14 protein-coding genes and 1 tRNA gene are annotated in these 13,149 nt (G+C 64.8%); 10 read left to right on the forward strand and 5 right to left on the reverse strand.

Annotation, left to right across the window (positions count from 1 at the left end; translation table 11 throughout):
- Positions 1 to 20 precede the first annotated feature (20 nt).
- From ACYVDK_RS09785 to ACYVDK_RS09820, 8 genes are all read left to right on the forward strand, one after another.
- Positions 21 to 326 (forward strand): hypothetical protein, encoded by a 306-nt coding sequence (locus ACYVDK_RS09785; RefSeq protein WP_460521146.1) that lies wholly within the window; start codon positions 21 to 23, stop codon positions 324 to 326.
- A gap of 264 nt (positions 327 to 590) precedes the next feature.
- Positions 591 to 2,042, forward strand: coding sequence for an MFS transporter (locus ACYVDK_RS09790; protein ID WP_460521148.1), 1,452 nt, complete (start codon positions 591 to 593; stop codon positions 2,040 to 2,042).
- Between the two features lie 708 nt (positions 2,043 to 2,750).
- The gene (locus ACYVDK_RS09795) at positions 2,751 to 3,884 is read left to right on the forward strand and encodes a tyrosine-type recombinase/integrase (protein WP_460521150.1); all 1,134 of its coding nucleotides are present in this window, start codon (positions 2,751 to 2,753) and stop codon (positions 3,882 to 3,884) included.
- Positions 3,881 to 4,534 (forward strand): hypothetical protein, encoded by a 654-nt coding sequence (locus ACYVDK_RS09800; RefSeq protein ID WP_460521153.1) that lies wholly within the window; start codon positions 3,881 to 3,883, stop codon positions 4,532 to 4,534. Before ACYVDK_RS09795 ends, ACYVDK_RS09800 begins: the two co-directional genes overlap by 4 nt.
- A gap of 267 nt (positions 4,535 to 4,801) precedes the next feature.
- A complete protein-coding gene (locus ACYVDK_RS09805; protein WP_460521155.1) occupies positions 4,802 to 4,975 on the forward strand; it encodes a helix-turn-helix domain-containing protein in 174 nt (57 codons plus the stop codon).
- Entirely contained in the window at positions 4,972 to 5,313 is a 342-nt protein-coding gene (locus ACYVDK_RS09810; RefSeq protein ID WP_460521157.1) for a hypothetical protein, read from the forward strand. Before ACYVDK_RS09805 ends, ACYVDK_RS09810 begins: the two co-directional genes overlap by 4 nt.
- Before the next feature lie 781 nt (positions 5,314 to 6,094).
- A complete protein-coding gene (locus ACYVDK_RS09815) occupies positions 6,095 to 6,874 on the forward strand; it encodes a hypothetical protein (protein WP_460521159.1) in 780 nt (259 codons plus the stop codon).
- 28 nt (positions 6,875 to 6,902) lie between these two features.
- Positions 6,903 to 7,400: a sigma-70 family RNA polymerase sigma factor gene (locus ACYVDK_RS09820; protein ID WP_460521161.1), complete on the forward strand. Its 498-nt coding sequence runs from the start codon at positions 6,903 to 6,905 to the stop codon at positions 7,398 to 7,400.
- Positions 7,401 to 7,574: 174 nt separating this feature from the next.
- On the opposite strand, the gene ACYVDK_RS09825 is transcribed toward ACYVDK_RS09820, so the two are convergent.
- Positions 7,575 to 7,769, reverse strand: coding sequence for a hypothetical protein (locus ACYVDK_RS09825; protein WP_460521163.1), 195 nt, complete (start codon positions 7,767 to 7,769; stop codon positions 7,575 to 7,577).
- A 176-nt stretch (positions 7,770 to 7,945) separates the two neighbouring features.
- On the opposite strand from ACYVDK_RS09825, the gene ACYVDK_RS09830 reads away from it, so the two are divergent.
- A complete protein-coding gene (locus ACYVDK_RS09830; RefSeq protein WP_460521165.1) occupies positions 7,946 to 8,539 on the forward strand; it encodes an SHOCT domain-containing protein in 594 nt (197 codons plus the stop codon).
- A 357-nt stretch (positions 8,540 to 8,896) separates the two neighbouring features.
- On the opposite strand, the gene ACYVDK_RS09835 is transcribed toward ACYVDK_RS09830, so the two are convergent.
- Positions 8,897 to 9,748, reverse strand: coding sequence for a hypothetical protein (locus ACYVDK_RS09835; RefSeq protein WP_460521167.1), 852 nt, complete (start codon positions 9,746 to 9,748; stop codon positions 8,897 to 8,899).
- 130 nt (positions 9,749 to 9,878) lie between these two features.
- Positions 9,879 to 9,950, reverse strand: a tRNA-Gln gene (locus tag ACYVDK_RS09840).
- A gap of 169 nt (positions 9,951 to 10,119) precedes the next feature.
- Between ACYVDK_RS09840 and ACYVDK_RS09845 the strand changes: the two genes are divergently transcribed.
- Positions 10,120 to 10,473, forward strand: a complete 354-nt coding sequence (locus ACYVDK_RS09845; protein ID WP_460521169.1) for an MmcQ/YjbR family DNA-binding protein — start codon at positions 10,120 to 10,122, stop codon at positions 10,471 to 10,473.
- Between the two features lie 20 nt (positions 10,474 to 10,493).
- On the opposite strand, the gene gltX is transcribed toward ACYVDK_RS09845, so the two are convergent.
- Positions 10,494 to 12,023, reverse strand: coding sequence for a glutamate--tRNA ligase (gltX, locus tag ACYVDK_RS09850; RefSeq protein ID WP_460521171.1), 1,530 nt, complete (start codon positions 12,021 to 12,023; stop codon positions 10,494 to 10,496).
- A gap of 110 nt (positions 12,024 to 12,133) precedes the next feature.
- Positions 12,134 to 13,096, reverse strand: coding sequence for a LysR family transcriptional regulator (locus tag ACYVDK_RS09855; protein WP_460521172.1), 963 nt, complete (start codon positions 13,094 to 13,096; stop codon positions 12,134 to 12,136).
- Positions 13,097 to 13,149: the final 53 nt, after the last annotated feature.

Genomic DNA, 13,149 nt, shown 5'->3' on the forward strand with positions numbered 1-13,149 from the left:
AGGCAACAGGGAGGGCGATCATGGCGGGAAACATCCTCAAAGTCACCGAGTCCCGCGAGGTGCATGTGCGATTGGATATCGATGCGGACCGGATCGAGACCGTGAGCCTGGTGGTGGTGCCGCGGGACAACGATCTCGTCGAGATCGATCTCGAACGCCATGTTCTCGGATTCATCGAGCGGGCCGGCCAAGTGTTCGTGGCCCTCGCCGGCGAACGCCTGGATCGCGCCGAGGAGTGCGGCCAATCCCTGCTCTGGGATCAGGCGGCGGCCGAGCTGATCAAGAAGGCGAGACTGGAGCGAACGCGCGCGTCGCTGTCTGCGTGAGTCGGTACGGGCCGACGCACTCGGATGATCCACACGAGCCGACACGCAGCGGACGGTCCACCACGCAGCGGACGAACCACCACACAACGGGCACCCGTAATGTGCTGACTCGTCAGCACCGTGCGGGGTGGACCACTTCGTGGCCGCTCGTCACGTCATTCGGCAGAACGCCGCGGCCCGAGGCGGGCGGGACCATCCATACCGCGGTTTCGCATCGTTCGCACCCCCTGTCGCCCGACCCGGCGTCGGCGTAGCGTCCGCATCATGGAGAACACCAAAGCCGGGCTCCTTGAGACGCTCGACACACGCGATATCGGCCGGTTCTACATCTATCTGGCCGTGCTGGCGACCATCGGCGGGTTCCTGTTCGGATTCGACTCATCGAACATCGGCTCGGCCCTGATCTTCCTCCCGTTCAAGCTCGGCCCTGTGGCGATCGGCATCATCGTCGCCGGTGCGTCGCTGGGCTCGTTCGTCGGGGCTCTTGCTGCGGGCCCTCTCACCGACAGGTTCGGCCGCAAGTCGTTGCTGCTGATCGACTCGGCGTTGTTCGCGCTCGGCTCCCTCATCTCGGCGTTCGCGTTCGAGCCGACCACGTTGACGATCGGGCGGTTGATCATCGGGATCGCCATCGGAGCGGATTCGGCCATCGCCACCGCCTACATCTCAGAGTTCGCGCCGAAACGCCGACGCGGCTCCCTCGCCATCATCCAGCAGTGGATGATCACCATCGGCATCCTCGCCGCCTACGTGATCGCCGTGATCGTCTTGTCGATCGCGCCGGGCGCGGCGTCCACCGTCGACTGGCGCATCCTGCTGGGCATCGGGTTCATTCCCGCGATCATCTCGCTGATCATGCGGGCACGTATGCCGGAATCGCCTCGATGGCTGCTCGAGCACGGCAAGGAGGAGAAGGCCGTCAAGGCGTTCCACCTGCTGGGACTGGAGGCGAGCCCGGAGCAGGTGCATGCCGAGGCCGTCGCTGTGCGGACGGAACAGGAACGTGTGGCCGGCCGCACGCAATGGACCAAGCCGGTCAAGCGCGCGCTCGTGATCGTGTGCGTGTTCTTCATCCTGCAGCAGATCACCGGCATCAATGTGGCGTTCTACTACGGCCCGCATCTGCTCACGCCGTACTTCACACACCCCGGAACCAGCCCGGTGCAGGCCGAGATCCTCGGGGTCATCGCAGCGGGCATCCTCGCCGTCGTCAACGTCATCGCGACCTACTTCGCGTTCCGATTCATCGACAGCGTCGGTCGCCGGCGCCTCGCGATCGGGGCGTACATCGGCATGGCGGTCTTCCTGCTCATCGGTTCGTACGGTGCGTCGTTCCTCTCCGGAGTGCCGCAGCTGATCGTCATCATGGTCGGGTTCGGACTGTTCATCGCCTGCTTCGCGATCGGGATCGGCGGCACCGGATGGCTGCTGCAGGGCGAGGTGTTCCCCACCGCCGTGCGCGGGCGCGCCTCGGGAATCGGCGCGGCCGTCGACTGGCTGGCGAACTACGGGCTGGTGCTCGCCTTCCCGATCATGCAGGTCGGAATCGGTCTGGGCTGGACGATGATCCTGTTCGCAGTGCTCTGTGTGGTCGGCATCTTCTTCGTCTACTTCTTCCTGCCGGAGACGAAGGGCCGCTCCGTCGAAGAGATCGTGCGCTTGTTCGACGGACCGGTGAACCGCAAGAACCCCTCGGAGCCGTCGGTGAGCCGTTGAGCGGCGATGCGCCCTCGCGTTCCTCCTGACCGTGCGCGAGCATCACCTGATCTCGATCGCCCCTCCGGTGGAACGTCAGACGATGCCACGCCCTTGCAAGGTGGCCAAGACCGTCGCGCCGTATGCATGGTTGGTTGTGAAGATCAGGCGCGTCCTGCCAATAACGGTACGCGATTGACAGTCTTATTGCGGGCCAACCTACTCATCTGGGTCGCTCCCGAATTAGACAGGGCGGGCGCGAAGGACCGCGATGTCGCGCTCGTGGTCGCGGACGGCGACGTCGGGCTGGGTCAGGAACGCGGGCTCGAGCCCGATGTGCGCACTAGCTTCCATGCCAGACAGGTGCGTAGCGCGTACTCATGCGCGTCTGCGGGGACGAGTGCGTACCTCATCAGCAGAGACGACCGTGAGACACGACTTACGAGGGTTTCTGGTCACTAAACACCAGATCGCGTCACTCAACGGAGTGATGAGGGAGCCGGACTTCTCAGGGAACTCTATCGATTCAGTGCTGGGGTACCTGGACTCGAACCAAGAACAACTGAACCAGAATCAGTCCGCTCCGCCTTCCGGCGATCCTCGGAGATTCGCCCCAATCCCTTTTATCAACTGGGATGTCACGCCGTCTCGTCCACTGCTAGAGTGTAGATGAGCAGGGCCAACTTGGGTTGAGATATCCCACGATGTCCCACGACGGAAGCAGTCACAGTGGCGAAGCGAAAGAAGCGCGAGACGTTCGGGCAGGTCGAGAAACTGCCCTCGGGCCGCTACCGTGCCCGCTACACCGGACCCGACGGGCAACGCCACGCAGCACCGACGACGTTCGACACGATGGGAGATGCACGCACCTGGCTCACGCTGCGGCACACCGATGTCGCTCGCGGCGAATGGCAGCCGCCAGTACGACGCAACCCCGTCGCATTCGCCGTCTACGCGCGCGAGCAGATTGATACCCGAACAAGCTCTCGCGGCGAGCACCTGAAGCCCCGTACTCGTGTCGAGTATCTGCGGCTGCTCGACGGCCCGCTCGCCCTGTTCAAGGACGATGCCCTCACCGCGATCACTACTGAGCGTGTGCGCCGTTGGTACAAGGAGCAGACAGCGACGGGACACAAGACCCAGACGGCTCGCGCCTATCAGGTGCTCAAGTCCGTGCTGGCCACCGCCGTCGCTGACGGGCGGATCACCTCGAACCCGTGCCAGGTGCGCGGTGCAGTCAAAGCGTCCACCGGGAAGCGCGTTGAGCCACCGACAGACGCCGAACTGGCAATCATCGTCGCGAGTATCGATCAGCGGTTCGCGCTCGCCGTGGGAGTCGCGGCGTGGGGTGGACTCCGCTACGGAGAACTGACCGAACTGCGCCGAGGCGACATCACATTCGTTCCGGGCATCGCAGCACCCGATGCGGCACTCTTGTCGATCACGCGCGCGGTCTCGCACACTGCCGACGGCGGCGATATCGTGGGCCCCCCGAAGTCCGCAGCAGGTGTGCGCACGATCGCACTGCCTGACACCCTTACAGATGACCTCAGGGCCCGCCTGGCAGAGATTGCGGCCACGGACGACGCGCTAGTGTTCCCGTCGCTATCCGACCCGGAGCGGCACCTGTCGTCAGGCTCGTTCTCGGCATACTGGCGGCGAGCGCGTGCCGCGGCCGGACGCCCTGACATGCCGTTCCACGCATTGCGGCACTACGGGGCGACACGGTACGCGATCGCCGGGGCGACAACGAAGGAATTGATGCGACGCATGGGCCACAACGACCTGGCCCTCGCGATGAGGTACCAGCACGAGGCTGGGCGGGACGCCGAACTGGTGGCAAGGATGGGAGCGACACGGTGACCGCACAACAGGAACGACCGACTGGCAGCGGGCTGCGAGACGCGGACTTTGTGAAACGCCGCACGATCCCGGCAACCGACGCCCAGCGTGAGCGCGAGACGCTGGCGGGTGCGCGTGCGATTGCGAAAGCCGAGGCACGCCGACAGGCCCAGGCAGCAGCCGATAGGCCGCGTATGTTCGCCAAATGGGAACATGAGTACCGGCGCGTATCGGACCAGGTGATCGCCGCAGCCGCCGAAAGCAAGAAGCTTCGCAAGTTCCTGACCCACCCGCAGCACCTGCCGGTCTGGCTAACGTGCGACGGCGGTAGTCCCGGCCACTGGCACCATACGGGGCACGGCATCTACCTGTACGAGCGTGACGGCCAACTCGTCATGGAGCCGGTGCATGACCCTGACCTGATCGAACCGCCTGCCGACGTGCTCGTCGGCCCCGGCCTGCCTACGCACGCCGCGTACTCCCCGCACAACCGCGTGAGCGTGACCAACCCGATGTCAGCGGCCCCGCACGCAGACGCCTGGTCGTGGTGGTGCGCAGGATGTGGGCGAACCGCCGAAATGGCTCAGGTTCATCTGTTGCAACAGGCCGTGGCCACTGTCGTCAAGGGTGTGTACGACGGCAAGCGGCTGGTGCTGCGAGTGGCGTCATGACAGCGGATCGACTCGCCGACGCATGGATTAGCGCAGCGAACCGGGGTGGAATATAGTTGCGAATGTTGAAGTTGATCTTCGACCGCATCGCCGGGGCTGGCGTACATAGTTCCGGGTAAGCAGACCTCTCAGATCGGGAGGAAGCGGAATCCCCAGATGGGGACTACGTGGCTGACGGGCCTCTGATTGATGGGCGCATTGCGCCTAGAAATCGAGCCAATAATGTCAACCGCTGTACCCGCCGCTACTGCGCTCACCACCCGTTGGGTGACCATCGCGGACGCGGCCAAATACCTCTCGTTCACTCCGTGGACGATCCGCCACATGATCGCTGAGGGGCAGATCACGGCCCGCCGCTTCGGCAAGCGGGCGATCCGCGTCGACTTCGACAGCCTGGTCGCATTGGGCCGCCCAGTGGTATGGGGCGGTGAGACAGCATGACCGCCGCCGACTGCTTCGCAGGAACGGTGCGTCACCGCGACCCTGGCACGAGCTGGGATGCGGCAGCGTTGCAGACACCCGAGCGCGTCGACGCACGTCAGCGGGCGATCCTGGCTGCGCTGCACCGGTACGGGCCGATGACCGATGAGCAGATCGCCGATCAGCTCGACGCCATGCGTGTGTTCGACTCCTCGATCCCGGCGAGCACACCGCAAGCGTTCAGGACGGCTCGCAGCGGCTTGTACGTCGGCGGTCGGGTGATCGCCACACACGAGCGTCGCCGCACGCGCAGCGGTGCCACAGCGACCGTGTGGGCGATCGGGGGTGATGCTCAGTGACGGATGCGCGACTACCGAGCAGATGGCTTACGGATGCTGCCGTCGATGGGCTTTCCGATCGCGCCTGGCGGACGTTCACCTTTTCGCTGATGTGGTGCAACGAGAGCGGCACTGATGGCACCATCCCGCGCTCAGCATTCCGTTGGTTGCATCCTGATGGCGTCGACTCTGCGACCCTCGGCGAGTTGGTGAAGGCGAGGCTCTGGGAGCCTGCCAAGGCCGATGTCCGTGTGCCCGACTGGGACACGCGCATGGGGCAGAGCACCGCCGCGATGGTCGCACGACAGCGCGAAGGCAACGCCAAACGCAGTAGGCAGTACCGTGCCCGCCAAGCCGCTCAGATGACCAAGCGTGACGCGTCACGTGATCCGTTGCGTGACGCATCCACGGGAGGACAGGACAGGCGAGGCGAGGACAGGCAAGGACAGGCTCTTAGCGAAGTGGATTCACGAAGAGACGCGAATGTTGTGGCTTGGCCCGTTGCGGCGATCCCGAATGACGGAGTGGCGTAACGATGCCGAGATATCGGCCGACCAGCTTCGCCGGACCGTGCTCAGAGTGCGCGGCGATATACGACCCATTGGATCGCACGGCAGTGGCCCGCGTCACGCACGAGATCAAGTGCCCGTACTGGGCACCGGCCGAGTCGCCGTCGCGGCCGCTGAAAGAGAACCACGACGGCACAACCCAAAGAGAGAACCGATCATGGGAATAACCCAGCTTCCACCCGCACACGACCTCGCGAAACGGCTATCAACGCTCGAACAGCAGGTGCAATCACTTGCCACCCGCGACGTGCTCAAGAACGCGTCAATCGGGTCGGACGGGCTCACCGTGTACGGCGGGCAGATTCACGTCACACAGGGGCGGCTCGCTGCTCGTCGATGATGACGGATCGATCACCATTCAGGGCGCGGGCTCGCTGAACGTCGGCTCGGGTGCGCTCAACTCGGCCGGTTCGATCACCGCAGGCACGACGATCAGCGCAGGCACCACCGTAAAGGGTGCGTCGCTCGTATCGACCGGCGGAGCATCCGTCGCCGGTAGTTTCGCCGCGGGCAGCATCGCCGCGGGCAACGTGATCAGCTCAGGTCAGGTGCAATCCAACGGCGCACCTTTGCTGTCGGTCCCGTCGCACAACTACATCGTGAACAAGGGCAATTGGGTCGCCTGGTGGATCGACTCGGACGGCACGCTCGGCACGTCGTCATCATCCGCAACCGTGAAGACTGACCTCACCGCGATGAACGGCACCGAGATCGACAAGCTCACCCCGTACTGGGGCCGGTACGTGTGGGACGACCCCGCAGCACCGCTGAAAGTGTTCGTGCTCGCCGAAGACGTGCAGGCTGCAGGGTTCGGGCCCGACGTTGCACCCCTGGTCGAAGGCGAAGCACTGAACATCTCCGCAGACCCCGACCGCCCGGTGCTCGTACAGCCGGGCAGCGCTTGGACCGTGAACTATTCACAGCTCGTCGTCCCGCTGCTCGCCGCATACAAAGCGCAAGCCGCGCAGATCACCGACCTACAGAACCGGCTCGCAAGGGCCGGCATGGCCTAACCCCGAACCGAACAAAGTGAGGAACACCATGACAACCCGAACAGGAAAGACAACGCGCAGCACGGCACGCGCTCTCAGCGATGCCCAGAAGGCCGCTGAGGCGGTCCGGATGCGCGTAACCGGCATGACCTACCGCGAGATCGCCGTCGTGCAGCACGTGGCCGTCTCGACGGTGCACGAGCGTGTCTGTCGCGCGCTCGCCGCGGTCCCGGTTGAGGCCGTGAACGAGCTGCGTGCGCTGGAGCTGCAACGGCTGGACGACCTGCAAGCCCGTCTGACGGCGATTGCATCGGCATCGCACCCGAAAGTATCCCGTGGCCGAGTTATCACGGGAGTCGACGACTGGGGGCCGGTGCTACGGGCTCTCGGGCAGTTGCGGCAGGTGTCAGAGTCACGTCGGAAGCTCCTCGGGCTCGACGCCCCGGCGAAGGTCGATCTGCACGTGTCCGACGAGATGACGGCGGAGATTGAACGTCTCGCCGCCGAACTAGGGGTCACCGATCCGACCGCCCGAGCGTCGGAGTGAGCCAGTAGACCAACGATCGATCACCGGTGAGGCCGGGTGCAGCAGACCTGACAGCGGCTGCGCCCGGCCCACTCGTGTCCGGGCCACTCGTCATCGACTCACGGCGACAACCACCCGCGCAGGTGTTCCCACGACACGAACGCCACGCTTCCGAAGCTGCCGTGTGCCGTCGGCCTACATCATCCACCGCAGGAGCTGATTCGTCGTCCAGTTGACGCGCGCCGGAAAGGGCGAGACCCGATGACGCGTGCACGCTTGCACTAGCGCTGTGATGAGCCACACGAGTGCGACCAGGATCACGATCATGAACCACGCCAGTAGGACGAACATCTTCACGAACGCCACCACAAGCCAGAGCACCATTCCCACGGCCGTGATCCTAGATCTTGACGAGCGGCCCTGAGAACATTCCCCCGAAGAGAGTCGCCACGATCTCGGCTCGATGACGCACGCCCGCACCATCGTGCTACCCCTTTGTTGGGGCACGCGGCTACGCGAATCTGACCGCTAGCGTTTCAGTGCTCAACGAACGAAAGGCCCTCGCCATGGCGAAGATCACGACCGAGACAATCGATGGCTGGCCAGTCATGCAGCCGCTCGGCAAGAAAGAGTCCGCGCTGCTGACGAGTCACTTGCTCGAAGGAGAACAAGTGCTCGGACAAGTGATCGGCAACTTCGGGCAAGCAGCAATCGCGACTGCACACAAGCTCATCGTGGTCAAGACGGGCATGATGTCCGGACAGAGCTTCGGCGGCAAGGCGACCACGTTCGACTATCGAACGGTCTCCGGGATCGAAGTCAGAACCGGCTTCACTCAGGGCGAGTTCGCCGTCATTGCCGCCGGCCTCTTAGCACCAGGTCAGCGGAACAGTGTCGGTTCCAAGGTGAACATCGCTGAGCAGCCCAACGGGATCGTGTTCCAGAAGCAGGACGCCGACAAGTTCAACGCGTTCGCTGCGAAAGTTCGGGAACTTGTGTCCCACAACCTCGGCCCATCGAACGCTCAGCCCGAGGCGACGATCGCATCTACTGACGACGTATTCGAAACACTTCGCAAGCTCGGCGAGCTTCGAGATGCAGGCATCGTCACAGGAGACGAATTCGAGACCAAGAAGGCAGAACTGCTCGGTCGCATCTGAGTCACCGCTGCACAGCGCTAACAGGATGCCGGCCCCGACGAAGGTCGATCTGCACGTGTCGGATGAGATTGAACGTCTCGCGGCTGAGCTGGTGTCATGGACCCAACCGCCCGCGGGTCGGAGTGAGACAGTAGACCAACGATCGATCACCGATGAGGCCGGGTGCGGCAGACCTGACAGTAGCCGCACCCGGCCGACAGCCCGTCGTTGCTTCACCGCGGCAACTCCAGCCCGCTCACGTGTTCCCACGGCACGAACGACACGCCGATGACGCTCGGCCCTGATCAGTGGGTCTACCTGACTGACCCTGGCGTTCGATCTCGGGAAACGACTGTCGGGTGACGGGTGGGCAAGGGGCTACCGACTCGCCGTGCGGGACGCGGAGGCAGCCTGCTTGCCCTGCTCATCGATCGCGCGTTCCAGGAACGTCACGGCGACCCGCAACAAGGCGTAGAGCATCGCGAAATTGCTCGTCAATTCGTACTCGGCTGAAGTTGGTGTCCTAGTGCGCCCCGTGCGCTGATGATCCAAAGTTGCGAGTGCGAACGAGCGATTGCCGTGCGCGAATCCGCTGCACGCTCGCCATGCATCTATGCCCGCAAAGCCGTCACGCAGCTTCACCACCCTGTCGGCCTCAATGACGATATCTGTGATGCTCGGAAACGCTCGGTCAAGTCTGTACTGAGTGCCGCCCTTGACCGAATCCTTGATCTGCGAAAGTCGCTTCCAAAGTGCGTCGGTTGTCTCAGGGGTGTGAAAGCCCATCCGCTTTGTGAACGTGTCCACGTTCTGGCGATCATTCCAAGTGAGCTGCAGGGAGCGAAAGACGCGCTTGGCCCGCACGCCACCATTCATGAGCCATATCGCGAGGCTGGACGTCTCGATCGCACTCCGTACAAGGACGTACCAAGCGAAGGGCGGCAGGCCGTCCTTCGAGGCGAGGATCACCTCCAGGGCTCGAAGGTGATCGGCAGAGCTACCAATAAGGAACCCAACCTGAAATGACTTGTGGTCATACGGGGTGCATTGGTCGTCACCGTACAGCTGGCTTCCGATGGTTGGCTCAGGGAGGTCGAATGCCCCCCGGACCACTTCAATCGTTCGAGTCCGCATGGCCGGCAGCTGCGCTACCGCGTATTGCTCTCGCTCATCCACGGTTGTGCTAGGAAGCCACCGTTGGGCCGTGGGCGTATCGCTCAAGTCAGCCATTCCGCGAGCGTATCTTGAGGTCAGTCTCCGGACCGATCTCCCACATATCTCCCACAGCCCCACTCAGTTGTCCGTTGGCGGAAACATGAGAAACAACGAAACCCATATCTGACCGGGGATTTCTTCACTGCTGGGGTACCTGGACTCGAACCAAGAACAACTGAACCAGAATCAGCCGTGTTGCCAATTACACCATACCCCACCGGTCTACCTCTAGGGGTAAACCGCCAGTCGGGATTCAATCCCAACTCGTACCGCCTGGGCGGCACGAGGGACCACTTTACCGGACGCGAGCCACGGCGGCCAAAACGACGATCGATCGCAGGCCCACCACTGTTGAGGCGCTGACCTGGCGGGTCTACCGTGAGCGCATGACGCAGGAGGATGCCGCTGGGTCCGACGACGTGAACGATCGCTTCGACGAGCTGGTCACCGAGTTCATCGGACGCGACGGCGTCGTGCCTCCCGGCGCGACCTCCGGCTTCGGCCACGGTTCGCTGCGCGTCGACGGGAGCATCTTCGCGATGCTCGTGCGCGGACGCCTGGTCGTCAAGCTGCCCGCTGGACGAGTTGGGGAACTCGTCGACGCGGGCGATGGCATCCGGTTCGACGCGAACAAGGGCTCGCCGATGAAGGAGTGGCTCGCGCTGGATCCCGCCTCCCGCGTCGACTGGGCTGAGCTCGCCGACGAGGCATACCGCTTCGTCCGCCGGCGGCGAGAGTAGCGGCGTAGCGAACGGAGCCGTTACACGCTTCGAAGCGCGAGTAGCCGCTCCAGCCGCGCGAGCGTCTCCGTCTTGCCGAGGATCTCCATGGACTCGAACAGCGGCGGAGACACGCGGCGACCGCTCATGGCGACGCGCAGCGGTCCGAACGCCACCCGCGGCTTCAGGCCCAGCACCTCGATCAGCGCCACACGCAGCGTCACCTCGATGCCGTCGTGCGTCCACAGGTGCTCGGCGAGCCGCTCCAGCGCCGGAATCGACTCGCGCAGCACCTCGACCGTGTTGTCAGGCAAGCCGGCGAGCGCGTCGTCCTCGTAGGGCAGCGCAGCCGCATCCGAGAACAGGAATCCGAGCATGCCGGGGGTCTCCCCGAGCAACTGCACCCGCTCCTGCACGAGTGGGGCCGCGGCATCCAGGACCGCGAGCTGCTCGTCGGTGAGCGGCTCAGAAAGCACGCCGGATTCGACAAGGTAGGGAATCGTGCGCTGCGCGAAGTCGGCGGCCCCGAGCATGCGGATGTGGTCCGCGTTGATCGCCTCCGCCTTCTTCAGGTCGAACCGCGCGGGGTTGGGATTCACGTCGGCGACGTCGAACCTCTCGACCATCTCGTCGAGGGTGAAGACGTCGCGGTCGTGCGAGTAGCCCCATCCGAGTAGCGCGAGGTAGTTGTCGAGGCCCTCTGGAATGAATCCGCGCTCTCGATGATGGAACAGGTTCGACTCCGGGTCGCGCTTCGACAGCTTCTTGTTTCCGTCACCGAGCACCGATGGAAGGTGACCGAACTGTGGGATGAAGTCGGCCACGCCGATGTCGATGAGCGCTCGATACAGCGCGATCTGACGGGCGGTCGATGGCAGCAGATCCTCGCCACGCAGTACGTGCGTGACGCGCATCAGCGCATCGTCGACCGGGTTCACGAATGTGTAGAGCGGTCGGCCGTTCGGACGCACGACGACGAAATCGCTGAACGATCCACCCGGGAACGTGATCGGTCCGCGCACGAGGTCGTCGAATCCGAGCTCGGTGTCGGGCACGCGAAGGCGCAAAGCCGGCTGGCGGCCTTCCGCGCGGAACACCTCGAGCTGCTCCGGCGTGTGCTCGCGATCGCCGTTGTCGTACCCGTGCTGCTTCGGACGCCCGGCGTCGACGTTGCGGGCCTCGATCTCCTCCGGCGTCGAGTAGCTCTCGTAGACATGACCGGAATCGATCAGTCGGTCCAGCACTGCTGCGTAGATCTCGCTGCGCTGCGACTGACGGTACGGGCCATCGGGACCACCCGTCACGACGCCCTCGTCCCAGTCGATCTTCAACCAGGTGAGCGCGTCGAGAAGCTGCTCGTAGCTCTCCTCGGAGTCACGCGCGGCATCCGTGTCCTCGATGCGGAAGATGAGCTTGCCACCGGTGTGCCTCGCATACGCCCAGTTGAAGAGCGCGGTACGGATGAGGCCGACGTGCGGAGTGCCCGTGGGCGACGGACAGAAGCGCACGCGCACGTCGGTTCCAGTGGCTGTGCTGAACGGATACGCGGCCGGCAAGGAGGTCTCGGACATCGCCCTCAAGTCTACGGGCGACGGTGCGTCCGACTCGTCGCGGCGGCATCCGTTTCGGCATGCCGACCCGCCGCCGCACGCTCAACCGGCTCGGGACGATCCACATGCGCTCAGCCGGCAGGGGCGAGCGACCAGGCCTCGGCATCCAGCTCGAGGATGGCCGACACGGTCGCCGCGATCGCCGGCACCTGGTCGCTCCCCTGCGCTCCGACCAGCTGGATGGTGCGATGGTCGTGATTCGCCGTCGGCCTGATCGTGACGCCCGCCGGGAGCGTCGAGACGGCAAGTGCGAGCGACGGGATGAGCGCCACCCCGAGTCCGGCAGACACCATGCCGAGCACGGCCGTGAAGTTGTCTGTCTCGTACGCGATCGCGGGGCGGAACCCGGATGTCTCGGCCAGCTGCAGCAGGTGTCCGCGGCACCGAGGGCATCCGGCGATCCAACTCTCGTCGCCGAGCTGTGCGAGGTCGACGGCGGCGGAACCGGCAGCCGGATGCCCCGATGGAACCGCGACCAGCATCTCGTCGCGCCACAGCGGCACGACGGCCAACCCCTTGGCACCCTCCGCATGAGGGTCGACGCGGTCGCCAGGGTAGGCGAACGTGATCGCCAGGTCGGCGCGCTGGGCGCGCACGGCCTCGACGGCCTCGGGCGGCTCGGCCTCCAGATAGCCGACCCCGATGCCCGGATGCGTCCCCTGCAGCCTGCGCAGCACCTGCGGCACGAGCGTGGACGACGCGGTGGGAAAGGCCGCGAGTCTCACCCGTCCGGCGCGCAACCCCGACAGCTCGGCGAGCTCCCCGGCTGCGGCGTCCAGCGCCGTCGTGATCGTGCGAGCATGCCGCGCGAGCACCCGTCCCGCCTCCGTCAGCCGCACACCTCGCCCGGAACGCGCGACGAGCGGCATGCCGATACGCGCCTCCGTGCGCCGCAGGTGCTGACTCAACGCGGGCTGACTGTAGCCGAGTGCCCCGGCTGCAGCGGTGATCGAGCCGTGCTCGACGATGGCGCGGATGATGCGCAGCGTGTGGGCATCGAGCTCCAGGTCCGTCGGGTCCGGCTGCAGGGTCATGAACATAGCATAAGCGCACGTTATGGATGTGATTGAACACCTGCGATTGTGCA

Source organism: Humibacter antri (assembly GCF_054777235.1).

Coding starts and splice junctions, on each gene's coding strand:
- ACYVDK_RS09830 (WP_460521165.1), top strand. CDS start 7,946: ATGGCGAAGATCACGACCGAGACAATCGATGGCTGGCCAGTCATGCAG.
- ACYVDK_RS09810 (WP_460521157.1), top strand. CDS start 4,972: ATGACCGCCGCCGACTGCTTCGCAGGAACGGTGCGTCACCGCGACCCT.
- ACYVDK_RS09820 (WP_460521161.1), top strand. CDS start 6,903: ATGACAACCCGAACAGGAAAGACAACGCGCAGCACGGCACGCGCTCTC.
- ACYVDK_RS09845 (WP_460521169.1), top strand. CDS start 10,120: ATGACGCAGGAGGATGCCGCTGGGTCCGACGACGTGAACGATCGCTTC.
- ACYVDK_RS09785 (WP_460521146.1), top strand. CDS start 21: ATGGCGGGAAACATCCTCAAAGTCACCGAGTCCCGCGAGGTGCATGTG.
- ACYVDK_RS09855 (WP_460521172.1), bottom strand. CDS start 13,096: ATGACCCTGCAGCCGGACCCGACGGACCTGGAGCTCGATGCCCACACG.
- gltX (WP_460521171.1), bottom strand. CDS start 12,023: ATGTCCGAGACCTCCTTGCCGGCCGCGTATCCGTTCAGCACAGCCACT.
- ACYVDK_RS09835 (WP_460521167.1), bottom strand. CDS start 9,748: ATGGCTGACTTGAGCGATACGCCCACGGCCCAACGGTGGCTTCCTAGC.
- ACYVDK_RS09790 (WP_460521148.1), top strand. CDS start 591: ATGGAGAACACCAAAGCCGGGCTCCTTGAGACGCTCGACACACGCGAT.